The organism is Algoriphagus mannitolivorans DSM 15301, from assembly GCF_000429425.1.
GTDB lineage: Bacteria > Bacteroidota > Bacteroidia > Cytophagales > Cyclobacteriaceae > Algoriphagus > Algoriphagus mannitolivorans.
In genome coordinates this window covers 90333-115688 of the sequence record NZ_KE386903.1, presented here as the reverse complement: position 1 = coordinate 115688, position 25356 = coordinate 90333, and the positions used below count along the sequence as shown (strand labels likewise).

The 25356-nt window shown below is 43.0% G+C and carries 23 protein-coding genes, 1 tRNA gene and 1 riboswitch; of the genes, 11 read left to right on the top strand and 13 right to left on the bottom strand.

Going from position 1 to position 25356, the window contains the following annotated elements; all coding sequences use genetic code 11:
- The 4 genes from G458_RS21240 to G458_RS0119770 all read left to right on the top strand — a co-directional run bounded on the left by G458_RS21240 (position 1) and on the right by G458_RS0119770 (position 4511).
- Positions 1 to 711, top strand: coding sequence for a hypothetical protein (locus G458_RS21240; protein ID WP_035468556.1), 711 nt, complete (start codon positions 1 to 3; stop codon positions 709 to 711).
- Positions 704 to 2818, top strand: a complete 2115-nt coding sequence (locus G458_RS0119780) for a sensor histidine kinase (protein WP_035468554.1) — start codon at positions 704 to 706, stop codon at positions 2816 to 2818. The genes G458_RS21240 and G458_RS0119780 overlap by 8 nt, the downstream gene beginning before the upstream one ends.
- Entirely contained in the window at positions 2808 to 3899 is a 1092-nt protein-coding gene (locus tag G458_RS0119775; RefSeq protein ID WP_026953438.1) for a hybrid sensor histidine kinase/response regulator, read from the top strand. Before G458_RS0119780 ends, G458_RS0119775 begins: the two co-directional genes overlap by 11 nt.
- A 75-nt stretch (positions 3900 to 3974) precedes the next feature.
- Entirely contained in the window at positions 3975 to 4511 is a 537-nt protein-coding gene (locus G458_RS0119770; protein ID WP_026953437.1) for an inorganic diphosphatase, read from the top strand.
- A gap of 21 nt (positions 4512 to 4532) precedes the next feature.
- On the opposite strand, the gene G458_RS0119765 is transcribed toward G458_RS0119770, so the two are convergent.
- Positions 4533 to 4991, bottom strand: coding sequence for a hypothetical protein (locus G458_RS0119765; RefSeq protein WP_026953436.1), 459 nt, complete (start codon positions 4989 to 4991; stop codon positions 4533 to 4535).
- On the bottom strand, positions 4978 to 5583 hold the full coding sequence (locus G458_RS0119760; RefSeq protein ID WP_026953435.1) for an acyl carrier protein phosphodiesterase: 606 nt from the start codon (positions 5581 to 5583) through the stop codon (positions 4978 to 4980). The genes G458_RS0119765 and G458_RS0119760 overlap by 14 nt, the downstream gene beginning before the upstream one ends.
- A 63-nt stretch (positions 5584 to 5646) precedes the next feature.
- Here G458_RS0119760 and G458_RS0119755 point away from each other — a divergent pair, with 63 nt between their 5' ends.
- Positions 5647 to 7575, top strand: a complete 1929-nt coding sequence (locus G458_RS0119755) for an AAA domain-containing protein (protein WP_026953434.1) — start codon at positions 5647 to 5649, stop codon at positions 7573 to 7575.
- Positions 7576 to 7593: 18 nt separating this feature from the next.
- On the opposite strand, the gene G458_RS0119750 is transcribed toward G458_RS0119755, so the two are convergent.
- Complete coding sequence (locus tag G458_RS0119750; protein WP_026953433.1) at positions 7594 to 8733, bottom strand: DEAD/DEAH box helicase; 1140 nt, start codon at positions 8731 to 8733, stop codon at positions 7594 to 7596.
- 180 nt (positions 8734 to 8913) lie between these two features.
- Here G458_RS0119750 and G458_RS21235 point away from each other — a divergent pair, with 180 nt between their 5' ends.
- The 3 genes from G458_RS21235 to G458_RS0119730 are packed head-to-tail and all read left to right on the top strand — an operon-like array spanning position 8914 to position 13396.
- Entirely contained in the window at positions 8914 to 11457 is a 2544-nt protein-coding gene (locus G458_RS21235) for a DUF7133 domain-containing protein (protein ID WP_035468553.1), read from the top strand.
- A gap of 16 nt (positions 11458 to 11473) precedes the next feature.
- Positions 11474 to 12568, top strand: coding sequence for a sugar phosphate isomerase/epimerase family protein (locus G458_RS0119735; RefSeq protein ID WP_051287477.1), 1095 nt, complete (start codon positions 11474 to 11476; stop codon positions 12566 to 12568).
- A gap of 33 nt (positions 12569 to 12601) precedes the next feature.
- Complete coding sequence (locus tag G458_RS0119730) at positions 12602 to 13396, top strand: SDR family NAD(P)-dependent oxidoreductase (protein WP_026953431.1); 795 nt, start codon at positions 12602 to 12604, stop codon at positions 13394 to 13396.
- 44 nt (positions 13397 to 13440) lie between these two features.
- Here the strand turns inward: G458_RS0119730 and G458_RS0119725 are convergent, their stop codons facing one another.
- The 5 genes from G458_RS0119725 to G458_RS0119705 form a co-directional block, all read right to left on the bottom strand.
- Positions 13441 to 14772 (bottom strand): GntP family permease, encoded by a 1332-nt coding sequence (locus tag G458_RS0119725; RefSeq protein WP_026953430.1) that lies wholly within the window; start codon positions 14770 to 14772, stop codon positions 13441 to 13443.
- 168 nt (positions 14773 to 14940) lie between these two features.
- On the bottom strand, positions 14941 to 16107 hold the full coding sequence (locus G458_RS0119720; protein ID WP_026953429.1) for a trans-sulfuration enzyme family protein: 1167 nt from the start codon (positions 16105 to 16107) through the stop codon (positions 14941 to 14943).
- 99 nt (positions 16108 to 16206) lie between these two features.
- Positions 16207 to 16311, bottom strand: a riboswitch (SAM riboswitch).
- Positions 16312 to 16372: 61 nt separating this feature from the next.
- Complete coding sequence (gene pth / locus G458_RS0119715) at positions 16373 to 16933, bottom strand: aminoacyl-tRNA hydrolase (RefSeq protein ID WP_026953428.1); 561 nt, start codon at positions 16931 to 16933, stop codon at positions 16373 to 16375.
- A gap of 81 nt (positions 16934 to 17014) precedes the next feature.
- The gene (locus G458_RS0119710) at positions 17015 to 17587 is read right to left on the bottom strand and encodes a 50S ribosomal protein L25/general stress protein Ctc (RefSeq protein WP_026953427.1); all 573 of its coding nucleotides are present in this window, start codon (positions 17585 to 17587) and stop codon (positions 17015 to 17017) included.
- 25 nt (positions 17588 to 17612) lie between these two features.
- A complete protein-coding gene (locus G458_RS0119705; RefSeq protein ID WP_026953426.1) occupies positions 17613 to 18539 on the bottom strand; it encodes a ribose-phosphate pyrophosphokinase in 927 nt (308 codons plus the stop codon).
- 310 nt (positions 18540 to 18849) lie between these two features.
- Between G458_RS0119705 and G458_RS0119700 the strand changes: the two genes are divergently transcribed.
- Together G458_RS0119700 and G458_RS0119695 are read left to right on the top strand one after the other, a co-directional pair.
- Entirely contained in the window at positions 18850 to 21561 is a 2712-nt protein-coding gene (locus G458_RS0119700; RefSeq protein ID WP_026953425.1) for a M14 family metallopeptidase, read from the top strand.
- A gap of 117 nt (positions 21562 to 21678) precedes the next feature.
- Positions 21679 to 22425, top strand: coding sequence for an EcsC family protein (locus G458_RS0119695; protein ID WP_026953424.1), 747 nt, complete (start codon positions 21679 to 21681; stop codon positions 22423 to 22425).
- A 33-nt stretch (positions 22426 to 22458) separates the two neighbouring features.
- Here the strand turns inward: G458_RS0119695 and G458_RS0119690 are convergent.
- Positions 22459 to 22531, bottom strand: a tRNA-Gln gene (locus G458_RS0119690).
- A 302-nt stretch (positions 22532 to 22833) separates the two neighbouring features.
- On the opposite strand from G458_RS0119690, the gene G458_RS0119685 reads away from it, so the two are divergent.
- Positions 22834 to 23082, top strand: a complete 249-nt coding sequence (locus G458_RS0119685; protein WP_026953423.1) for a hypothetical protein — start codon at positions 22834 to 22836, stop codon at positions 23080 to 23082.
- 74 nt (positions 23083 to 23156) lie between these two features.
- Here the strand turns inward: G458_RS0119685 and rplI are convergent, their stop codons facing one another.
- From rplI to G458_RS0119665, 4 genes are all read right to left on the bottom strand, one after another.
- Entirely contained in the window at positions 23157 to 23600 is a 444-nt protein-coding gene (gene rplI / locus G458_RS0119680) for a 50S ribosomal protein L9 (RefSeq protein WP_026953422.1), read from the bottom strand.
- A 39-nt stretch (positions 23601 to 23639) separates the two neighbouring features.
- The gene (gene rpsR / locus G458_RS0119675) at positions 23640 to 23891 is read right to left on the bottom strand and encodes a 30S ribosomal protein S18 (protein ID WP_026953421.1); all 252 of its coding nucleotides are present in this window, start codon (positions 23889 to 23891) and stop codon (positions 23640 to 23642) included.
- Positions 23891 to 24259 carry a 30S ribosomal protein S6 gene (gene rpsF / locus G458_RS0119670; protein WP_026953420.1) on the bottom strand — a complete coding sequence of 123 codons (369 nt, stop codon included), beginning with the start codon at positions 24257 to 24259 and terminating at the stop codon, positions 23891 to 23893. The genes rpsR and rpsF overlap by 1 nt, the downstream gene beginning before the upstream one ends.
- Before the next feature lie 155 nt (positions 24260 to 24414).
- Positions 24415 to 25344 (bottom strand): coiled-coil domain-containing protein, encoded by a 930-nt coding sequence (locus G458_RS0119665; RefSeq protein WP_026953419.1) that lies wholly within the window; start codon positions 25342 to 25344, stop codon positions 24415 to 24417.
- Between the last annotated feature and the right edge of the window lie 12 nt (positions 25345 to 25356).

The following is a 25356-nucleotide window of genomic DNA, read 5'->3' as shown; positions in this document are numbered from 1 at the left end:
ATGTTTAGATTTAAGGCATTCAGGGCAATTGATGATCCCAAGCGGTGTGAGAACTTTATCCAAGGACATGCGGATGTTCTGAGGCAATATGGGGTTACCAAAGTGACTTCTTCCAACAATGATTGGATGTTTAATCCATTTGTGTACGTGATTACCGTGGAAATGGAAGACACGGGTGAGATTGTCAGTGGGCTTCGGATTCATATCGCACATCCTAAATACCCTTTGCCTATGGAAATGGCCGTGTCTCAGGTGGATCATAAAATCTTTGATTTGGTCAAGCAATACTCCATTGAAGGAACAGGCGAGGTCTCTGGATTGTGGAATTCAAAATCCATTTCCGGTTATGGGGTTGGGGCTGTGTTATTGATCCGAGCAGGGATTGCCATAGCTTCACAACTTAAATTAGGGTCTTTGCTCGCTTTGGTGGCAGAATACACGCTGAAGCCTTCTCTCCAAAAAGGTTTTGAAATTGAAGAGGGGATTGGTAATTCAGGTACCTTTTTTTATCCTAAATTGGATCTTGTTGCTACTTCTATTGTGATGAAAGATCCTTATGGTCTTCCAAAGGCAGACCAATCGGAAAGAGAAATTATATTGGGAATAAGGAATAATCTTCAATGTGAAAAAGTGGAGATTGGACCTAAAGGCGAATTTTTAGTTAAATATGAGTTATTACTTGAAAACCCAGATTGGAGAAAAGATGTCTAAAATCTTTGCCCTCACGATTTCATTTCTGCTGCTCAGTTCATTCGCTTTTTCTCAGGATCTGGAAAAAGTAAAACTTGACTGCTTTTCCTATTCCCTCGAGGAGCCTACCAAAAAGGTGGAAGAGGTTATTAATTCTATTGATCAGTTTACAGACAACAACTGCAACCAATTTAATTTCGGCATCAATAGAAATGTCGTCTGGATCAAGATTGATGCTCAAGAATTAGAAGGGTTCAAAGAGCCGATTTTGACTTTGAATTCAGCAGCGATAGATTATGTAAATCTATATGCCGTTAAGCGAGATTCTGTCACCAACCATCAATCCATTGGAAGGCTGGTGGCAAACGTGGAGGAGGAAATTGATTCCCATAAGCTATATTTTTCCCTATCAGAAAAAGAAAAGGAGGCGGATTACCTGCTCATCAAGCTGGAAAACTCGGATAAAAAAATATTCATTTCCACCTTGGTAGAGGCATCAGACTTCGGTGATTTCCAGGATTTTGAATTTGTTTTGTTTGCCCTCCTTACTGGGGTTTTTATCGGATTGTTTTTTTATAATCTTTTCCTTTATTTCTCCGTCAAGGACAATATCTATTTTGTGTATGTTGTCCATACACTTTTGGCATGGCTAGCCCAGGCATCAATTCTTGGCTTTACTCAGTTTTTGTTTTGGCCAGATTGGGACTGGATGAACTTGAGGTCGATTGTTTTATTTTCGTCACTCGTCAGTATCGTAGGGATTCTATTCCTCAAAATGTTCCTTTCCACTTCTAAATTCGTTCCGACCTTAGACAAAGGATTTAATTTTATTTTCCTGGTTTACGCATTTATTCTCAGCAATGCTTTGATTTTTTCAATTACTCTGAGTTATCAAGTCTTATTGGTGACCCAGTCGATTGTCGTGTTGTACGTTCTTTTCGTGGCATATTCTGTTCTTAAGAAAGGTTTCAGACCAGCAAGATATTATTTGCTAGCCTGGTCAGTATTTATGATTGGGATATTCCTCTTTGTGTCCAGCGAAATGGGCTTGATTCCTACCAATGAATTCACGGCCTACATCATGCCTTTTGGTTCTGCATTAGAAGTGGTTCTTCTCTCCTTTGCCTTGGCGGATAAGATCAATATTCTGAAGAAAGAAAAAGAAGAAGAGCAGGCCCAACGCTTACAAGTCCTCAAGGAAAATGAAAACCTGATAAGGGAGCAAAATTCCCTTTTGGAAGAAAAAGTAAAACTGCGAACCGACGAATTGGAACAGGCTCTAAGAAATCTGCAGAATACTCAGAGCCAGCTGGTCAATCAGGAAAAAATGGCCTCTTTGGGTCAGTTGACGGCAGGTATTGCCCATGAGATCAATAACCCGATCAACTTTGTCAGCTCAAATATTACTCCTCTGAAAAGAGATGTAAAGGATATCATGGAGGTGATTGAGTTTTATCGGAAATCCGGCAATAATGAATTTGCACCTGAGACTTTGAAAGCCGCCAAGAGGCTAGAGGAGGATCTCGAGCTGGATTATGTGCTGGACGAAGTGGATCAGTTGCTTCGGGGTATGGAGGATGGAGCCAAGAGGACAGTGGAGATTGTCAAAGGACTCAGACTGTTCTCAAGAGTTGATGAACAGGATGTGAAGAAAGTCGATCTGCACGATGGTCTGAACAGCACGCTGATTCTCTTGAATTCCACTATTCCGGGCAAAATCAGGATCGTTCGTGAATTTGGGGAGCTGCCTATGGTCGAATGCCTGGCAGGTAAGATCAATCAGGTATTTATGAATATCATCAATAATGCCGTGCATGCGCTCTCTGATCATATTGATCAGATTGCTGACCCTAAAATCACGCTCAGGTCAAGAGCCTATCAAGAACATGTCGTGATAGAAATTGAAGACAATGGACCAGGGATGCCGGAACATGTGAAACAAAGGATTTTTGAACCATTTTTCACAACCAAAGCTGTTGGAAAAGGTACCGGTTTGGGGCTTTCCATAGTTTATTCTATTATTGAAAATCACAAGGGAACTTTAGAGGTGGAAACCGAGGAAGGGAAAGGAACAACTTTTATCATAACTCTCCCTATTTATCAAAATACTCCAAACTATGGATCATAAAATTAATGTGCTTTATATCGATGATGAGGATAATAACCTTAAATCATTTAGAGCGTCGCTGAGAAAAGATTTTAAGATTTTTACAGCTATTGATGGTGAAGAGGGCTTAAAAATCGCCCAGGAAGAGGAAGTGCATGTGGTGATCGCCGACCAGCGCATGCCTGGCATGACTGGAACGGAGTTTTTTGAGAAAATGGTAAGGATCAATCCTGACCCTATTCGAATCTTGCTCACCGGATATTCTGATATTGCCAGTGTCATCGATGCAATCAATAAAGGTGAGGTCTATCGATTTATTGACAAGCCATGGAATATCGAGCAGATCAAGAATTCGATTAAAAACGCTGCGGACATCTACTTCATGAGAAGGGAGCTGAAGGAGAAAAATCAAAAGCTCCAAAAGCTTCATACTGAAATGAACCAGTTTGTTTACAGCCTATCCCATGAATTGAGAGGACCACTCATGAGTATTTCAGGAGTCTCCAAATTGGCTAAGATGGAAGTCAGTGACCCGAATGTTCTCGAGTTTTTTGAGATGATCGACACTGCAACCGGCAAGCTGGATGATTTTATTTACAAAATGCTGGACTTCTACAGGTCCACCAAAATTGACAATAAGATCACAGAAATTCATTTCAGAGAAATCTTGGATCAGCAGATGCAGGCCTTCAAGGAGAAATTTGATCTTTCCGGGTTCCATCTGGATACTCAGGTAAACCAAGAAACACTCTTTTTCTCGGATGATGCCAAAATCCGTGTGATTTTAAACAATCTTTTCAGCAATGCTGTCCAGTTTCAGAAAGACCAGCCAGGAGAAAAGCGGATCAGCTTGACGGTGAATGTTCACGAAGGAAAAGCCCTTATAGTACTTGAAGACAATGGAATAGGGATTGATGAAAGGCATCGGGAAGAAGTCTTTAATCTCTTTACCCGTGCTACTCAAAAGAATGTAGGAACTGGCTTGGGCTTATATATGGTCAAAGAAGCTGTAGAACAAATGGGAGGTCAAATCTTCCTGGAATCAGAAATCAATGTGGGGACCACTGTCACCGTGAGCCTGCCCAGCATGAATAAAGACTGATTTTTCAAAAACAAATCGACCAGTACTAGTATCTTTGCGCCATCGAGAAATTGATTTTTTCCAAAACAAAAAATTATGATTAATCCCTGGCATGATGTAAACATCGGCAAAGAGGCACCGGAATTTGTAACGGGTGTCATCGAAATTCCTAAAGGAAGTAAAGGAAAATACGAGTTGGATAAGAAGACCGGAATGCTATTATTGGATCGGGTTCTTTTTTCTGCCGTTCACTATCCTGCGAATTATGGATTTATTCCTCAGACCTTTTGTGAGGACCATGATCCTTTGGATATCTTGATTATTTCTCAGATTGATATCCCTTCCATGACTTTGGTTAAGGCAAAAGTCATCGGCGTAATGCGGATGATTGATGGAGGCGAGGCAGATGATAAAATCATTGCCGTAGCTGCTGGAGATCAGTCCGTCAATTACATCAATGACATCGATGAGCTTCCTCCTCACTTGATGAAGGAGGTACACCGTTTCTTTGAAGACTACAAAAAGCTTGAAAACAAGGAAGTGAAAGTGGAAGATTTCTTAGGTAAAGAAGATGCCATGCGAATTATCCGCGAAAGTGTCGAGCTATATGATCGGAATTTTAGAACTTCCTAATCCTTCAAAAAGCCTGAGTTATCAGGCTTTTTTGTTTTTGACCATTTGCTTCGGAGCTTTCTTTTTGAGATAATTCACCAGTTCGGTATAAGCTTCATGCTCATGATTCGAGACCGAAATGGATTGGTGGTCCTGAAAAGCCACAGTCACCTGCTTGAATTCCCGCTTGTTTGCCAGGACGGTTTCTTCTTCCCAAAGCAGAATTTCTGAGACAGGATAGGTTTTGGTCATCCCTCTCAGCGGTAGCCTGATCAAAATGTGGTCTTTCCCTGCGGTGATAAATCTCCATCCGGCCATCATTTTCACTAAGAGCATGAGCAATACTAAGGTGACAATGGTGCATGCAACCAAATAAAACCACAATGGGAAGGTGCCTTTGTATGAAAAGTCCCGAAGTAATAGCACCAATCCTGCAATCAAAACCAAAAGAATAAGGCTTAGCGATACGTAAGTGGAGATTTTTGGCTTAATGACGACCATGAGTTCGTTGAATTTCTTTGAGTTTACCAGAGGCAAAAGTCTCTAAATCCTCGAAGAAAGCGAAAAATATCAGCTCAAATTCCATTTCTTTTTCTAACAAAACCTCGGGTGCTTCATTCATTTTGGAGTCAAAGCTAGCTCGACGGGAAAGCCCATTGAGCGTACGTTGGATTCCTTCAATCTCCCGATAGTTGAGGAGCCAATTCTGACTTTTCATCCAAAAAAACATTTCCTGAAATCTTGGGGGCAAGAGGTTCAAATGGCTCTCGATGATTCCATAAGTCTGGATTACAAAGGTTTCCAGAGGAATGGAAGAATATCTATCCCAATTTTTGGCCAAGAAATAATCAAAGAAAATATCGGTGATGACACTGCTATAATGGCGAAATCGTGGTCTTAGATAACTCTGTCCGGCTCTTACAAGCGGGTGGGAGTCTGTGAAAGAATCAATGGCCCGGTGGAGGAGGATTCCGGCCAAAATATCTCCCTGAAACTGTTGAATCTCTTTTCCTTTGATAAAATCCGCGGCAAAATTCCCAATCAGTACTTCATCCTGACCAAAAGACAAATAGGAGTGCGCTAGAAAATTCATGAAATGTAAAGGAAAGGAAAACCCTCTGACTTTTGTTTAGTTTGCACCCTAAAATACCAATTGATGTCGAAATACCTCGAAGAATTGAAGCAAGGCCTGAAGTTGTTGAAAATGGAATGGCAGGAAGACTTGGCTCAATACAGAAAAAAGTTTTTGCATACCTCAATTTCTGATAAGAAAAAGGAAGGAATTACTTGGCATCCGGTTCAAGTGAAAAAGTCAAAAATTGGTATGGGGGAAAGGCTCTTGGTGGAAATTGAGCGCTTGGATTCCAGCTACTCCTCTTCTTTCTCCTCTGGGAAATCAGTGTCTTTTTTTTCGACCCAGGAAGGCTACCAGGGGAATGAATTTCGAGTCAACGCGGTGATCAACCAAGTCAGGAAAGATTCCATGGTGGTGACACTTCAAGAGGATGAACTTCCAGAATGGATGAACAGCTCGAAGCTGGGTGTGGATTTGCTTTTCGATGAGGCCAGCTACCGGGAAATGGAATTTGCTCTCCGGAAGGTCATTTCTCCTGAAAATCCACGCTTGGAAGAACTTCGGGACATTGCACTTGGGGATAAGTCTCCGAAGTTTGTGGAGGAGAATTACCAGGAAAATCCTGCTTTGAATTTTTCCCAAAACCAAGCTTGTCAAAAAATATCGGAAGCGCAGGATTTTGCAATTGTCCACGGACCTCCGGGAACTGGTAAAACTACCACTCTGATCGCCGCCATTGTACAGGCTGCGAATCAGGGACAGAGGGTATTGGTCACCGCCCCAAGCAACGCTGCGGTAGATTTATTGGTAGAAAAATTAATCGATAGAGGTATTTCTACTTTGAGAATAGGTCATCCCGCCAGGGTAGAGGAGAATATTCTGAACCAAACGCTAGATGCTAAAATTGCCTTCCACGAAAGCTACCGAGATCTCAAAAAACTCAGAAAAGAAACGGAGCAATACCTTCGTCTAGCCAAACAATACAAGAGGAATTTCGGGCCAGAGGAGCGAGCCCAACGCAAATTGATGTATCAGGAGGTTTCCAGAATTCGGGAAGCCGCTGGGCATTTGGAAGACTACATCCGAACGGATATTTTCCAGAAAACTCAGGTCTTTGCCAGTACTTTGGTGGGAGCTTCTTCCTATCATTTGAAAGGGATGGTATTTGATGTAGTTTTCATAGATGAGGCAGCTCAAGGTCTCGAAGCCTCAACTTGGATCCCGATTTTAAAAGCCAAAAAAGTAGTCTTTGCTGGAGATCATTGCCAGCTTCCGCCTACGATCAAGTCCTATGAAGCCTCCAAAGCGGGATTGTCTGTGACTCTTTTTGAGAAAATCATCAAAAACAAACCATCTACTGCCCAAATGCTCCAAATCCAATACCGAATGCGGGAGGATATCATGGGTTTTTCTAATAGCTGGTTTTATGATGGAAAACTTCAGGCTGCCGAAAATACCCAGGAGCACTTTTTGGCTGAGGAGGAACCTGTTTTGGAGTGGATTGATACAGCAGGCTCAGGTTATTCCGAACAAGTAGATACAGAAAGCCTCAGTACTTTTAACCCAGAGGAAGCAAGGTTTGCCTGCCGGTACCTGAATGATACTTTGTTAAGAGTCGGAATAGCCAAGTTTAGAGAAAATAATTGGTCGGTAGGTCTGATCGCTCCGTATTCTGCTCAAGTTAGAATGCTGAAGAATTTAATATTTGAAACCTATGAATTCCCGAATCTGCGAGCGTTCTCTGAATGGATTACTATTGATACAGTGGACGGTTTCCAAGGCCAGGAGAGGGATTTGATGCTGATTTCCCTCACCCGATCTAATGAGAAAGGAGAGATCGGGTTTTTGGCAGATGAGCGCCGGATGAATGTAGCCTTGACCCGAGCTAAGCGGAAATTAATCCTGATTGGGGATACCAGTACCTTGGCTCAGCATCCTTTTTTTGATTCCCTTTTGAGTTATTTCGAGCAAAAAGGAGCCTACCGAAGTGTATGGGAGTTTTTAGGTTAAAGAGTTTTGCTCGGTGTCCTACTCCTCTTTTCCAAAATCCTCCTCATGGGTCAATTTGACCCATTTTCCCATCTTCTTCTGGATTACCTTGAAATGATGCATTTCTTCAGGGGTAATTAAAGAAATTGCCTCTCCCGTGCTTCCAGCGCGCCCGGTTCGGCCGATTCGATGGATATAATCCTTGGGCGACCTTGGTAATTCATAGTTGATGACCAGCGGAAGGTGTAAAATATCTATCCCTCTGGCCGCCAGATCGGTTGCGACCAAAACTCTGGTTTTTCCGGATTTAAAACGAGCGAGCGCTTCAGTTCTTGCTCCTTGGCTTTTGTCTCCATGGAAAGCAATGGCCTCGATCCCATTTTTCACCAGTTTCCCCACCACATTGTCTGCAGTACGAATGGATGACGTAAAAACCAAAATCTGCTTCCAATCTCCGGAATTGATAAGTGTCCGTAGAAAAGGACCTTTGCTTTCTAGACTTACCCGATAGGCTTTCTGCTCGATTTCATCCGGGGAAAAATTCTCTGCTTCGATTTGAACCTTCACTGGATCTTGAAGCATTTTGTCGATGAGTACCCGGACTTCATCATCCATAGTAGCTGAAAAAAGCAGGTTTTGGCGCTTTTGGGGAAGTAGCTCTAAAATATGCTCGACTTCTTCCCGAAAGCCCATGTTCAGAACTTTGTCAGCTTCGTCCAAAACTAAAGTATGAACCTTGGATAGGCTTAAGGCATTTCTTCCCAATAAATCAATCAACCTCCCCGGAGTCGCGATTAATATTTCCGTCCTATTCAGCTTGATCATTTGGGGATTGATGGACACCCCTCCAAATACCGCCATGGTCTTGATTTTTCTGGGCAAAAATCGGCTGAAGTTTTCCGCTACTTCCGCCACCTGAACAGCCAGTTCTCGGGTAGGTACCAAAATCAAAACTGGAATATGTCTGCCTTCTGGTTCCTTTTTAGTAAGGAGCCGGTCCAAAATCGGCAGGATAAAGGCAGCGGTTTTTCCGGATCCCGTTGGAGCTAATCCTAGAATGTCTTTGCCTTTGAGGAGTGAAGGGATACTTTGAGTCTGTATCGGATAGGGACTTTCATATTTTGCACGGGAAATTGCGGAAAGGATTTCTGTGGAAAGTCCCAGTTCGGAAAAATTCATTGTCTTTGTTTTTCACAAAGTTAGGGATGTTATCTGAAAGCAAGGACTTCCTCATCGAATTCAAGATTACACCAGCGGCAGTCTGCCTGGCTTGTATTTCTTTTGAATTCACCCCAAATTGGGAATCAGTCATTTAAGGGCTTTCCCCATTTCCTATTTACCCAAATTAATCTATTAAATATGCTGCCAAGAAGCTTGTGGATAAGTGCTGTTGGATTGGTGTTATTTTTTTCCTGCAAAGAATCAGGACCGCTTCCGGAGACTCCTGATAGCCCCCCAAGGTCACCTGAAGAAGAGCTCAAGACTTTCCAAATTGAGGAAGGCTTTGAAGTTCAATTAGTAGCTTCCGAACCGATGGTAGAGGCACCGGTTCATATCCAGTTTGATGAGCGTGGAAGGCTTTGGGTACTGGAGATGAGAGGATACATGAATGACATCGAAGGGTCAGAGGAAAAACTTCCTGTTGGTTCTGTGTCAATTTTGGAGGACAGGGATGGAGACGGAAAGATGGATCACAAAATCGTTTACCTGGATTCTTTGATCATGCCTCGCTCTTTGGGACTTTACAAGTCTGGAGCATTGATCGCAGAAAACAACGCGTTGTGGTGGACGGAAGACTTGGATGGGGACTGGAAGGCAGACTTGAAAGTGATTGTCGATTCCACGTATTCAGCCAATGGATTGCCCGAACATGCCGATAATGGCTTTGTGCGAAACGTAGACAACTGGTATTACAGCGCCAAATCCAGACTCAGATATCGGAACATAAATGGCGAATGGGTCCGTGACATGACAGAATTTCGGGGGCAGTGGGGGATTACCCAGGATGACAAAGGGCGCTTGATTTACAATTACAACTGGTCCCAGCTACACGGAGATCTTGTCCCTCCGAATTACCTTAGCCGAAACCCCAATCACAAGCCTTCCACGGGGATTGATTACGGACTAACCAGCGATCGGCGGGTTTATCCGATTAGAAGTACTCCAGCGGTCAACCGAGGTTATATTCCCGGAACTTTGGATTCAGCAAGCCGGCTTTTGGAGTTTACTTCGGCTTGTTCACCGACCATTTATCGAAGTCATCTTTTCCCTAAGGAATACTATGGAAATGTATTTGTGATGGAAAATGCCGGCAATCTGGTCAAGAGAAATGTAGTCAAAGAAAATGGCCTCCTTGTGGAAGGCCATGATCCCAATCCGGGCAAGGAGTTTTTTGCATCAACGGATGAAAGATTCAGGCCTGTTCATGGGACAGTGGGTCCAGATGGAGGTCTTTATATCGTCGATATGTATCAGGGAATCGTCCAGCATACTGCTTACATGACTTCTTATTTGAAAGAAAAAACGATTGAAAGAGGACTCGAAAGTCCCGGACACATGGGCAGGATTTGGAGGATAGTTCCAAAGGGATTTAAAGGCAAAGCATTGCCAAACCTTGCAAAAGCAAGCACGCTAGAGCTAATCGAGTTTCTTTCACATCCCGAAGGCTGGTATCGGGACATGGCTCAAAGACTTTTGGTCGAAAAGAATGATCCAGAATCTGTAAGGGAATTGGAAAAGTTGATTAGAGGCAATGGCTCCGAATTTGGGAAATTTCATGCCATGTGGACTTTGGAAGGTCTCGGGAAGAAAAATCCATCCCTTTTACTGGACGTCCTTAAAGGCGATAGGGATTGGCTAAAGGAAACCGCTTTGAGACAATTAGAGACCTTGGCTCAAGTAGATTCTGAGATTTTGAAGGAATTGGAGATTCTTCTATTAGGCCAGAAAGACCAAGTTTCCAAGAATTTCGGACTTCAGCTTGCGCTCAGCGCCTATGTTTTGCCTACTGACTCCCGCTATGAGATCCTTTCCTCGCTATTGGATCGATTCGGAGAAGAAGCCTTGATCCGAGATGCCGTCATGAGCAGCTTGGAGGGGATGGAATATAGTTTCCTTCAGACCCTCCTTTCCAATCCTTCTTGGAATACCGAAGATCCCAATCGGGAAATCTTTTTGGAAATGCTTTCCGCAGCTATCGTCAACCGTGGAAATTCTGAGGAAATGAAAGGGCTTTTAGCCCTAATCAATCAGTCTGATTTGGGTTGGAAGGAAAATGCAGTTTTAAATGGGCTTGCCATCCAGGCAGGAAATATTGAGACTCCCGGGGCATTTAAACTCGCCGCTGAGCCAGCACTCTTCAAGCGGTCAGACCTTCCATTGGACGAAGTAAAACTCATGTTGATGAAAAGGATGTTTGCTTGGCCGGGATTTTCTCCTGAGAAAATGAAAACTGCTTCAGGGCAATTAGATGAGGCCGGACTTAAACTTTTTGCCGAAGGCAGACAAAAATATCTGGTCTCCTGTGCAGGTTGCCATGGAAATAATGGGAAAGGAGCCACTCGGATGGGGCCACCTTTGGCTGGGTCAGAGTGGGTGCTGGGAGATGAAGTGAGACTTACTTTGATTTTGCTCCATGGGATTGAAGGGCCTATCGAAGTGATGGGAAAAAAGTATGATGCGCCGGAAATTCTACCGGTGATGCCTTCACATTCCACGATGGATGATCGAAGCATTGCGGCGATTTTGACTTATATTAGAAATGAGTGGGGAAACCAAGCGCCAATGGTTACGGGACGGATAGTAGGTGGAACCCGCGTTTTGAATCAGGGAAGAGTATATCCCTGGTCTGCCAAAGAATTGAATGAACATGTAGAGAAGCTCACGCAAGCTCCGAAACCATAACCCAAAACCATCAGCCATGAAACCAGATTCTTCGATTGATTCCGAGTTTTCTTCAAGAAGGGACTTTATCAGAAAATCCGGTTTGGCTGCCTTGGGGATGACGCTGCCCTTTTCAGTTTTTTCCGAAGGTCTTAAAACTGTACCAATGGGAGTGGTGGTCCATTCTTACGGCATGAGATTTAATTCCAAGATCGAAAGTGAAAAATATCCGGGATTCCAAAATGCGCTGGATTTAATGAAGCATTGTCATGCTATCGGTGCCGGCGGCATTCAGACCACAATTGGAGGTTGGGCGGATGATTTCTCCAAAAAAGTAAGGGAAGAAAGAGAGCGTCTCGATATGTATTTGGAAGGAAGTATTAGCCTTCCAAAGTCGGCAGAAGATGTGGGCAGGTTTGAAAAAGAAATCCTGTTGGCAAAAGAAGCAGGGGCTGGGGTGATTCGGACAGTCTGCCTGAATGGAAGGAGATATGAAAACTTCAAGTCTAAAGCTGACTGGGATGCATTCGAATCGCATTCTATCCAAAGTCTTCAACTGGCAGAACCCATCGTGAGAAAGCATAAAGTTAAATTAGCCGTGGAGAATCACAAGGATTGGACAGCCGAGGAATTGGCGGCTATCATCCGAAACCTGAATAGTGAATGGATAGGGGTAACCTTGGATTTTGGAAACAATGTGTCTCTACTCGAGGACCCTATGGAAGTAATCCGAACTTTGGCTCCTTTGGCATTTTCCACCCATGTGAAAGATATGGGGGTTCAGCCCTTCAAGAAAGGATTTCTACTCTCTGAGGTAGAACTGGGAAAGGGTATCGTCGATTTGAAAGAAGCCATCCAGCTCTGCCAAAAGTATAATCCTGCCCTGCGATTTAGTCTGGAAATGATCACGAGGGATCCCTTAGAAATTCCTTGCTTGGAAGATTCCTACTGGAGCACTTTTGGGAATTATTCTGGGGAAAATTTGGCTCGGACTCTTCGCCTGATCAGGGACAGGAGTTATCAGGGAGAATTGCCGTCTGTCAAAGACTTATCAGCAGAAGAACGCCTTGCTTTTGAAGAGCAAAATGTCTTGCAGTGCTTGAATTATTCTAAAAAAGAGCTGTTAAGCTAAACTTATATTTTACATCATTAAACCTTATTTTCTATGTCTGCTATTGATTTCTCACAGTTACCCGGTATTTCAATTTTTTCACTTAAGGGAAAATCTGCTATCATCACGGGAGGCACCAAGGGTCTCGGATTAGCAATGGCCGCTGGTTTGGCGTCTGCCGGAGCTAATGTCCTGCTGGTGAGTAGAAATGCTCAAGATGGGGAGGAAGCGGCAAAAGAAATTGCTGAAAAATATGGGGTAAAAGCGATAACCTTTGCAGCGGATGTTTCAGACTTGGAGGGAATGAATGCTATGGCAAAAAAAGCCCATGAGGCTTTTGGAAGTATTGACGTGCTGATCAATTCCGCTGGAATCAATATCCGTGGTGCTATCGATGAGTTGAGCCCAGAGGATTTTTCCAAAGTGATGGAGGTAAACGTTACCGGCACTTGGAATGCCTGTAGGGCAGTGACTCCATTCATGAAAGATCAGAAGAAAGGCTCGATCATAAATCTGGCTAGCACACTGGGGTTAGTCGGACTGGCTAATCGAACCCCTTATACCGCTAGCAAGGGAGCAGTTGTTCAAATGACTCGCGCCCTTGCTTTGGAACTTGCTCCATGGAATATCACCGTCAATGCCATTTGTCCCGGACCATTTTTGACAGAAATGAATCTTCCCATAGCGGATACGGAGGAGGGGAAGAAATTTGTCGTGGGAGCCACAGCCTTGGGACGCTGGGGAGAATTGAAAGAGATTCAGGGCGCCGCGATTTTACTGGCCTCTGATGCAGGAACTTTTATGGTCGGATCAATGGTCACGGTTGATGGTGGCTGGACAGCCCGGTGAGGATCGTCAAACCATCAAATTGGAGGCAGAATTTCTGCCTTTTTTTATCCCAAAATCAGCGTCAAAATATAGATCAAAACTATTGCCGTAACTCCGGCTATGACAGTGCCCAAACTATGGGAAAGATTACCTTGCTTGGTGGTCATTCCTGAAAGCTGGGTGACTACCCAAAATCCACTGTCATTGGCATGTGAAATGGCTAATGCTCCCGCTCCGATGGCAATGGTGGTAAACACCTTCATGGTCTCGGAATCCAAACCTAGAGGCCCAAGTATTGGAGCAATTATAGAAGCTGTGGTGATCATCGCTACCGTGGTAGAACCTTGGGCTGTTTTTAGAGCAAAAGCGATTAGAAAGGGCAGGAAAATTCCCCAGTTGGCATCGCTCATACTCGAGGTGACTAAGTCGCCTACTCCAGAATTTTGAAGCATTTTTCCGAAAACGGCTCCAGCTCCTGTGATTAGAATTACGGGTGCAGACAAAAGAATAGCTTCCCCAATCCAGCCGGAAGAGGATAAAAGCTTGCGATCAAATTTTTTCGGAAGGGTAAAAGAAAGGATTGCTCCAATCAAAAGTGCGATAACAGGTGTGCCGATGAATTGGATAGCTTTTACCAAACTACCTTCACCTAAGGGTAAGGTAGGGTAGTTGGCAATAGAAGCAAGAATGATCAAGATCAGAGGGACTAATACCGGAAGTAAGGAGGAAAAGAAGCTAGGTCTATTTTTCTTTGTCAAAGCATCTTCCTCAATGATGGTCTGAGGTCTGAGCTCTATTTTGGAGACCCATTTTTGGACAAAAAATTGTAGCGGAATCAGGGTAATCAGAGAGACCAAACCACCGTAGAAAATCACACTTCCGAGATCCGCCCCTAAGATCCCTGCTGTTGCAATAGGACCGGGAGTTGGAGGCACCAAAGAATGACTTGCCATAGCTCCCAGTGAAACGGCTATGATGGTGGAGGCATAGGAAAGCTTGCTTTTCGAGGATAGTGATTTAGCAATTGGGTTCATCATGATGATAGTACTGTCCCCAAACACGGGAATAGAAAGGACCCAGCTGCTGAGCATGAGGGATAGGTTGACTGACTTTTCACCCACCCACTTCAGAACTTTCTCGGCAATGACCATGGCACCTCCTGTCTTTTCCAAAAAAGTCCCCAGAATAATTCCTAAAAGAATCAATAGCCCGACACTTCCCATCACCCCGCCAAATCCGTCAGAAATGGATTTTAGGATCAATTCTGTAGGCATCCGCATCATCAATCCGTAAATAATTGCCCCGATAAAAAGTGCCAAAAATGGATGGATGTCAAACTTTATGATGGCAATTAGAATGATAGCAAGAGCTATCAGGATGATCAGAAGTGTCAGCATTTTGGGTTAATTGAGTACTGGGATGGCAATCAGGGCTTTGGTCCCGAAAGAGAATTAAAAAATTAAAGAAAATTTAAGGAAAAGAAAGCCCACCCGTGGAAAATAGGTCAGAAAAAAGCCCGAAAGAGTCGATGCTGCTTTCGGGCTACCAAGATTTGAAAGTCCAGTTTAGCTGGATTTCGCAATAGCCTGTTCGACATCTTGGATGATGTCATCGACATGTTCCAGACCTACCGAAAGGCGAATCAATCCGTCGGCGATACCTACTTTGGCCCTTTCTTCCTGGGAAAGTTTGCTGTGGGTTGTGGAGGCAGGATGGGTGATGATGCTTCTGCTGTCCCCCAAATTGGCAGTAACGGAAATCATCTGGAGCTGATCTATGAATCGCTGTGCCCTAGCTACCCCTCCCTTGAGCGTCAGAGTGATGATTCCTCCGCCTGCCTTCATTTGCTTCAGGGCAAGATGGTGCTGTGGATGCGATTTCAGAAAAGGGTATTTGACAGCTTCTAGGTGTGAATTTCCTTCGAAATACTGGGCAACCTTAAGTGCACTTTCACAGTGCCGGTCCATTCTTACCGCCAATGTTTCCATGCTTTTGGATAAAATCCATGCATTAAAGGGAGATATGGATGGTCCGGTATGTCGGGTGAAAAACTGAACTTCTTTGATCAATTCACTTTTTCCCAAAATCAATCCTCCTAACACTCTTCCTTGTCCATCAATGTACTTCGTGGCGCTGTGAGTGACGATATGTGCTCCCCACTTGGCAGGCTGCTGAAGGTAAGGCGAGGCAAAGCAGTTGTCCACAACCAAGATGAGATTGTGAGCTTCTGCAAATTTACCAGCCCATTCCAAGTCGATGATTTCAAGTCCCGGGTTCGACGGAGTTTCGATGAATAGCATTTTGGTATTGGGCTGAAGGAGCTTTTCCCAATTTTGGTAATCAGCAATATCCCCATAGGTGGAGGTAATGCCCCACTTTGGAAATACCCGAGTTAAAAGTTGATGAGTAGAGCCAAAAAGCGATCTGGAAGCCAAAATATGATCTCCTTGCTGAAGTAGCGACGCAATACTTCCAAACATGGCAGCCATTCCTGAGGCTGTTGCAATCCCCGCTTCTGTTCCTTCTGCTGCACAAACTTTCTCTATGAGGTCAGTGGAATTGGGGTTGGCATACCGGGAGTAGATGTTTCCCGGGATCTCATCGGCAAACATAGCTCTGGCCTCTTCTGCGGAATCGAATGTGAAGCTAGAGGTAAGAAAAATCGGGGAGGAGTGCTCCCTTTCGTTGGATCGTGATTGGATTCGGATTGAGTCTGTTTCGAAATGGCTCATGGTTTACTGGTTTGGATGCAAGAAATAAACAGGAACTTACAAAGAATTTTCCCTGCGACAGATTCCGAACCAGAAAGTGGGGTAGTAGTGATGTACGCCAATTTATAGTTCCCGCGAAGGGTAGGAATTGGCACCTTTCTCCTTAGCTGGGGATGGTTGCCAGAGGGTCATCGAGCCTAGTCTCTCGCCTCTTCTTTATAAATCAGTTACCTGAAGTGGTGCAAATAAAAAGGGAGAAATGGGTATTTCCAAATCTCCCTTTAAATCAGTCATTGAATTGGGTCATGGTTTGTGCGATTCCAATGGTACAAAATCCAAAAATCATATCTATGGCTTTGTCCATCATCATGGGAAGTTCGTCAAACTCTTGTTGGGTAAATCTCCCGAGTACATAGTCCACTTGGCGACCTTTAGGGAAGTTATCACCGATTCCCATTCGGAGTCTGGGATAATCCTGCCCACCGGTGAGGGCTTCGATATTTTTCAAGCCATTGTGACCGGCAGCACTTCCTTTCCCTCTCATTCTCAATTTTCCAAAGGGGATGGCCACGTCATCGACTAGCACCAAAATATTTTCTTTGGAAATATTGAGCTCCTTCATCCAATAGTTCACAGCCTTTCCGCTTAGGTTCATGTAAGTGGTGGGTTTGATCAGATGAAGGGTTCGGCCTTTATATTTTATTTCAGATTTAAAAGCAAGGCGATCGCTTTTCCATGTGACTCCTTCTTTGTCGGCCAATCTATCTAAGGTCAAAAAGCCAATGTTATGTCTGGTGAGTTCGTATTCTGGGCCGATATTTCCCAATCCCACAATCAAATATTTCATATCCTGTCCGGTTCAAGCATTTGAAAATAAAAAATCCCACCCGATAAAGGGCAGGATCTTATTAAGCTGTTGGAAAGTTGATTACTCAGCCTTCTTGCCTCTAAGTGCTCTTGGAATACCAATTGTCACGATAGAAACGTTAGGTGAGGTCAAGATTTCAAATCCTTCAGGCTGCAATTCACCAACCTTGAATGACTTACCCAAATCCAAATTGGAAATGTTTGTAATGATGTAATCAGGAAGGTCTTTCGCCAAACCTTTTACTTTCAATTTTCTGGTTTTGAATTCTAGTTTACCACCTTTAGCAATACCTGGAGAGCTACCTTCAATTTTCACTGGAATTTCGAATTTGATTGGCTTGTCTTCAGTAAATGCCATGAAGTCAGCATGAAGCAATACTTCACTTACTGGGTGGAACTGAGTTTCCTTCAATACAGCCTTGATGATAGTTCCTTCAATGTTCAACTCTACCAAGTGGACATCCGGAGTGTAGATCAAGTCTCTGAAAAGGATAGCAGGAGAATAGAAATGAATTTGCTCAGGGATACCTGGGCCGTAAACCACGCAGGGAACATTGCCGGAATCTCTGATCTCATTCAAAGCAGCACTGTCGAGATTTGCTCTTTTAAACCCTATAATCTCTAGTGTTTTCATGTGTATATGTATTTAAAATTGGTTCTTAGATAAATAATGAACTGATCGAGGTGTTTCCGGTCACAGCATGAATGGCTTTTCCAAAAAGCTCTGCCACGCTGAGAACTCTGATTTTAGAAGATTGCTGCTTGGCGGCAATGGTATCTGTGATGACCAACTCTTCCAACATGGAGTTTTCAATGTTTTCGTAGGCTTTTCCGGACAAAACCCCGTGAGTGACGATTGCTCGCACGGAGTTAGCTCCTTTTTCCATGATAATTTGGGCGGCTTTGCACAAGGTTCCTGCAGTGTCTACCAAATCATCCACGAGAATTACATCTTTTCCTTCTACCTCACCGATCACCTGCATGGATGCAACCTCGTTGGCTCTTTTTCTGTGCTTGTCACAGACGACCATTTCTACTTCGAAATGCTTGGCGTAAGACCTTGCTCTTGCGACACCTCCTACATCAGGAGCTGCGAAAATCATATCATTTAGCCTAAGCGTACTCAAATAGGGTGCAAAAATAGCAGAACCATTCAAATGATCCAATGGAATATCAAAAAAACCTTGAATTTGTCCGGCATGAAGGTCACAAGTCATGATTCTGTCTGCTCCGGCAGAGGTGATCATGTTGGCAATTAATTTGGCAGCGATGGAGACTCTGGGTCTGTCTTTTCTGTCCTGGCGTGCATATCCGAAGTAAGGAATGACAGCACAAACCTTGTAGGCACTGGCTCTTTTGGCCGCGTCAATCATCAGACAAAGTTCTAATAGGTTGTCAGATGGGGAGTTTGTGCTTTGAATGACGAAAACCGTGCAGCCTCGGATCGACTCATCAAAACTAGGAGACATTTCTCCGTCACTGAATTTGGACATGGTTAAATCTCCGAGCTTTTTGCCATAGCTTTTGGCGATTTTTTCTGCCAGCTTCAGGTTGCTGGTTCCGGCAAATATTTTTACTTCAGACATGATTGGACCTGGATTTTTGAGGAAAAGGATCAGAATTGAATCGAAAACAAAAGTAATGATTTTTAAGGGACGGGCTAGTTGAAATTCAGATTTCAAAAGTCTTGATTCAATTTTCCTTCATTTAATTCTGTTTGTGAAGGGGAGAAAATATAGAGGAAAGCCAAGGCTCTGGAGGGTTATGGGCAGGTAGATTTTCCGATCCTGTAATTTTCGAGTATTCTATCACTTTTTGAAGCCTTGACCGACAGAAAGAGATATTTTAGGGAAATAGAAGTTAAAATCAACCACCACTTACCCCTCAATCTACCCCATGAAGAAAAAATTATTCTTTGGGCTGATAGCCTTCTTTTGGGCTATTGTTTCGATTGCCCAATCCATCCCCACTCCCAAATCCCATTTCGGGTTTGATATCGGAGATCCTTACATGCTTGCAAATTTTTCTCAGACTGAAGCCTATTTCAAAAAAGTAGCCGAAGTCTCAGATCGTGTAACGTACACTAGCATCGGAAAGACTGAATTTGGAAAAGACCAGCCCATGCTGATCATTACCTCTCCAAAAAACCTCCCCCAGTTGGAGAAGTATAAGGAGATTTCCCAAAAACTTGGCCGGGCAGAAATTACCCAAGCTGAAGCAAAGGCTCTTTCGAAAGAAGGTAAGCCTGTAGTCTGGATCGATGGGGGACTTCATGCTAGTGAAGTAGTTGGAGCCCAGCAATTGATCGAAACGCTGTACAATCTTGCTTCCCGAAATGATGAGGAAACCTTGAAAATCCTCGATGAAGTGATTATTCTTTTGGTTCATGTAAACCCCGACGGTATGGAAATCATGTCCAATTGGTACATGAAAGATGCTGATCAGGCAAAGCGGAATAAAAATATCCCGGTCCTCTACCAGAAATATGTGGGCCATGATAACAACCGCGATTTTTACATGAACAACATGAAGGAATCTACCAATATCTCTCTGCAGCAATATGTCGAGTGGCTTCCTCAAATTGTTTATAACCATCACCAAAGCGGACCTTCCGGTACCGTAGTCGCTGGTCCTCCATACAGAGATCCCTTTAACCATGTATTTGATCCTTTGATTATTACCAGCTTGGATGCTGTAGGAGCTGCGATGATCAACAGGCTGCACGTAGAGGATAAGCCCGGTTATACCCGATTGGATGGATCTGTTTTTTCTACTTGGTGGAATGGTGGTCTAAGGACTACCCCTTATTACCATAACATGATTGGAATTTTGACTGAAATCGTGGGGGACCCTTCTCCGTTTTCTATTCCTTTGGTTCCGGATCGGCTGATTCCCAACAATGGGACACCTTATCCCGTAACCCCAGGGCCTTGGCCTTTCAGAAGATCTATTGAGTATTCTGTTTCATTGAATTATGCCATTTTAAACCATGCCGTCCGACATGGGGATGAGTTGTTATATAATTTTTACCTGATGGGTAAAAACTCCATCGATCGGGGTAATCAGGATACGTGGACGAGATATCCAAAATATGCACAGGATATTCAGAATGAATTTGAAGCATCTCAGAAAAAGAAAGATTCCGATGATCCGGAAATGTCTGCATTCGGATTTCGTTCAGGATTACCGCTTCAGTTTTACGATGCTGTTTACAAAAATCCAGCAAAGAGAGATCCTAGAGGATATATCATTTCAGCTGATCAGCCGGATTTCTCTACGGCGATTAAGTTTTTGAATGCCTTGATTAAATCCGGTGTGTTGGTTCATCAGGCTACGTCTGATTTTACAGTAGAAGGCAAATCTTACCCTAAAGGATCCTACATCGTAAAGACCGCACAGGCTTTCCGTCCTCACGTTTTGGATATGTTTGAGCCACAAGATCATCCGAATGATTTCTTGTACCCAGGCGGTCCTCCTGTTCGCCCTTATGATGCAGCAGGTTGGACTTTGGCTTTCCAAATGGGGATAGAGTTTGATCGGATTATGGAGGGCTTTGAGGGGCCTTTTGAAAGAGTTGCTTATGGCACTTTGCTTTCTCCTTCTCCTCAAGCTCTAGGCAGCGGTAGTGGATACCTTTTGGATGCCCGTGTAAATGACTCCTTCTTGGCTGTTAATGATCTTTTTAAAGCGAAAGTAAAGGTGTACAGAACTTCTACGGCTGTCAATGGACTTCCAGCCGGCTCCTTTTATGTGCCTTCTTCCGGAAAAAAGGTTTTGGAAGCTTCTGCCAAGAATTATGGGATAAAGGCAGTGCCGGCATCTCAGCCTTCCGGAGCAAAAGAGATCAAGCCGTCCAGAATAGCGCTATATGACTATTATGGGGGCTCAATGCCTTCAGGCTGGGTAAGATGGATGATGGAACAGTTTCACTTTGATTTCAATGTGGTCTTCCCTAAAGAGATCGATGCCGGAAATCTTGCTTCCAAGTATGATGTCATTTTGTTCATTGGGCCGGGTATGCCTGGTTCGGGTGGCTATGGCGGTGGCGCTTCTCCAAAATTGGAGGATATTCCGAGTGAATATCATCATATGGTAGGAAGACTGTCTATGGATAAGTCCATCCCTCAATTGAAGTCTTTCTTGGAGAATGGTGGGGAAATAATCACAGTTGGGGCTGCGACTTCTCTTGCGTATCATTTGAATTTGCCGGTTTCCAATGCGTTGGTAGAAATAGTAGATGGAAAAGAGAAACCCCTTCCTGGAGATAAATACTACATTCCGGGAAGTATTCTTCAGATTCAGGTTGACAATTCCTCTCCTGCAAATTTTGGTATGGGCAACACTGCTGATGTTTTGTTCAACAACAGTCCTGTGTTTAAGCTGGCACCAGAGGCTGCTTTAATTGGAGTTAAGCCTTTAGCTTGGTTTGGAAATGAGGCTCCTTTGCGCAGTGGATGGGCTTGGGGTCAGCAATATTTGAAAAATGGAGTGGTAGCTTTTGAAGCTCAGGTAGGAAAAGGCAAGCTATACGCCTATGGTCCGGAGATCACCTTTAGAGGGCAGTCTCATGGCACTTTCAAAATGCTTTTCAACGGCCTATACCAATAATCTATAATTACGCTAGAACAGAGAAAGGATGGTCTTTTGGCCATCCTTTTTTATTACCAACTCCGTAAAATCTAACTAAGTATTTTCATCTTCGTTAGTAAAGCAAACCCATACACCTTGAAATCACCTTATTCCAAGACCTATTTAAGCTACGTTCATGCCGAGTTGACTGTATGGCTTTTGAAGATGAAAACATCCCCTGGGCTATTCAGCAGGATGGCACATGGGATCCAGGGCAAGATCAATTCATGGATTCCTGAGAAAGTCCACAAAGCGATTACAATAGCTATTGAAGGGATGGTTAAGGCTGTTATTAAGGGGTCGGGCTGGGTAGTGCCAAGGGTAAGAGAGGAACTTGAATTTAAGGAACTGGAAGACAAAGTCCGAACTCGGATAAAATGGTATAGAAATACCGCTACTGCCGAGGGAGCGATTACCGGAGCGGGAGGGATTCTACTTGGGCTTGCGGATTTCCCGGCTTTTTTAACGATCAAGATGAAAATGCTTTTCGATATCGCTGCATTATATGGCATGGATACAAAGGACTACACTGAGCGTCTGTTTTTACTTTATATTTTCCAGTTGAGTTTTTCGAGTCAAATCCGCCGGAATGAATTGGTGGGGTTGATAGAAAATTGGGAGACCTACAAGAAGCAATTGCCAAAAGAAATAAATGAATTCGACTGGAGGACTTTCCAGCTGGATTACAGGGATTATATGGATCTGGCAAAAATGGCTCAATTAATTCCCGTCATAGGTGCTCCTGTTGGCGCTTGGACCAATTACAAACTGACTCAGCAATTGGGTGAATATGCGATGAACGCATACCGGCTTAGACTGATGCCTTGGGAAGAGAAAATATAAGGCATAAAAAAAGCCCTCTTTTGGAGGGCTTTGTTGGTCTACTAGGGCTCGAACCTAGACTCTTCTGAACCAAAATCAGACGTGTTGCCAGTTACACCATAGACCAGTTTTTGTGAGATTCACTTTCGGCTTCTCTTAAAGTGACACAAAGGTAGAATTCTGTTCTATTTTTTCCAAACCCTGTTTTCAAGAAATTTTCTATTGAAATGTAAACTCCTTGAGTTCAGAGAGAAAAAAATCAGAGATAATTATGTGAAGTTAAGCAGTAAGAAAGTTGGTAATGGGTTAATATTCTAGTTCGAAATCGATTGAATTTTGTGTTTTTATTAATTTTTTAACTAAAATATTGACGTAATGAAAATAAATGACTTGATTTGTGTCAAAAATGAAAATTAAACCTTAAAAAATATGATTACGAATCTCAAAAAATTGGAAAAACTAATCCCTGAAGTGATTGGGAAATTGGAGAAAATCAAAGAAACTGAATTGGCAGCGGAGCTTAGCTGGTGCTGGGTAAGTTTTCAAAATGACCAAAATCCTGTTGGAGTGATTGAAAAAGGGAATGCTGCTTTGGCAAAATTTTCTGCAGCGCGTGAGAAAAACTCCAAGGCAGTTGCGAAAAAACTGGTGGAGGATTTAGAAAAAGCTTTGGCTTAATCTTAAAAGTCTAAAAGTAAAAGAGGCCCGGAGAAATATTCTCCGGGCCTTCTTTTTGATGTGTTTATAGAGAATTATTCTCCTACTACCACAAATTTCACTTGAGTTTTCACTTCTCTATGAAGGTCAACGTCAGCAGAGAATTCGCCAGCTCCTTCCACAGGAACAGAGATTGCGATTTTCTTTCTGTCGATGTCGATTCCATGAGTTGCAAGAGCGTCGGAAATCTGTAGAGTGGTTACTTTACCGAAGATTTTTCCGGAGTCACCGATTTTTGCTTTGATTTCAAGAGTGATGGTCTCAAGCTTAGTAGCAAGATTTTCTGCTTCAGTCTTGATTTTTTCAGCCTTGTGAGCAGCCTGCTTAATATTCTCGGCTAGGATTTTTTTGTTAGAAGAAGTGGCTAGCACTGCGAATCCTTGAGGAATCAGGTAGTTTCTTCCATAACCTGGCTTTACTGTAACCAAGTCATTCTTATATCCAAGACCTTTGATGTCTGTTTTTAGTATGATATCCATTTGTAATGATCTTTTGTGATTTAACGATACAAGACCGAATTATTTCAAACCATCGGTTACGAATGGCAACAAAGCCAAATGTCTTGCTTTCTTGATAGCCTGAGCTACTTTTCTCTGATATTTTGCAGAGTTTCCGGTAAGTCTTCTAGGAAGAATTTTACCTTGCTCGTTAACGAATTTCAAGAGGAAGTTAGGATCCTTGTAATCGATGTACTTGATTCCATGCTTCTTGAATCGGCAATATTTCTTCTTGATTTCGCCTCTGTTGATAGGTTCGTTTACTAGTGTCATTAGGCTTGCTCCTCCTTAGCTTCAGCTTTTTTGTTAAATTCTCCTTTTCTTCTTCTGTCAGCGTAAGCAATAGCATGCTTGTCCAAGACAGTAGTCAAGAATCTCATTACTTTTTCATCTCGTCTGAATTCCAATTCAAACTTTCTGATTACCGTTGGATCAGCTTTGAACTCAACTAGAACGTAGAAACCTGTAGTCTTCTTGTCGATAGTATAAGCCATCTTCTTAAGACCCCAATTTTCCACATTGAAAACATCTGCCCCCTCTTCTTTTAACAAGTTCACGAACTTGTCGACAGTATCCTTCATCTGAATCTCAGACAAAACGGGAGTTAAAATGAATACCGTCTCGTAACTTCTTTGGAACATTTCTTTAATGTGTTTAAATATTTTGTATAAACAGACCGCAAAAGTAGAGTATTATTGGTTTTATTCCAAACGTTGACCTGAATCTCATTCAGGTATAAAGTAAAAAAGGCTCTAAAAATTAGAGCCTTTCAAGGATGACTTAGGAATTATCCGATTTACTTGACCGTGAAGGTTTTGCTGCCAGCAGGGTAATTGTCGATAAAGATTCTTACTTCATGATTTCCTGAAACATAATCAGTGCCTTTCTCATAATAGAAGATTAACTCCTGATTGGTGTTGTCAAAGATCAAATCTTGGCGTACTGTGTAGAATTGTTCCTGTCCGTTGATCATGAAAGTTCCTGAGCCTTTTGCGACATCGAAAATAGGCTGGCCTTTTGGATCCAAAATCTGTACATAAACATTTCTTGGACCCTTTTCTGCGACCTTATTATCTGCAAGGTTGAAGCTTACCTTAAGTCTTTCAATTTGTCGGTTTTTAAAATCTTTGGTAGTCTCTACTCTTTCTTTACCTCTTGAATTGACCGCAGCTATGGAAATTTTTTCTGCTTTCAGCATAGACGCCACGTCCACTTTGGCCTGAAGGTTCTGTTTTTGAATATTAAGCTGGGCTACCTCTTCTTCAATCTCGGCTTGGGTGTTTTTCAAATCTTGGTTTTCTGCAAACAACTGCTGATTGGCCGCTCTCAATTCAAGGATTTCCTGATCTTTTTGGGCAATCAGGTTATTCAAGTTGTTGATTTTTCCATTTAGGGAAGCTATTTCCGCCGCACTTCTTTGCTTGTTGGAATTTCGCTCAGCGATCATCTGGTCCCTTACCGCTTCCAAAGCTTTTACATCACCTCCAAGTTTTTCTATTTCCTTGATTCTAAGTTCTAATTGGTAGGTGACCGAGTCGAGTCTTTGATTTAGCTCATTGTTTTCAGTGGAGAGTAGCAGAATTTCTTCTGTTTTTTTGGTACGGTCCACATAGTCCGTATACAGTTTAATTCCACTGATGATGACCAGTAGTACCAAAACAATAATGATAATATTTTTGCTTTGGTCTTTTTTTGGATTGGAATCCTTTTCGAAATTGGTGTTCATTTTATTTTGAAT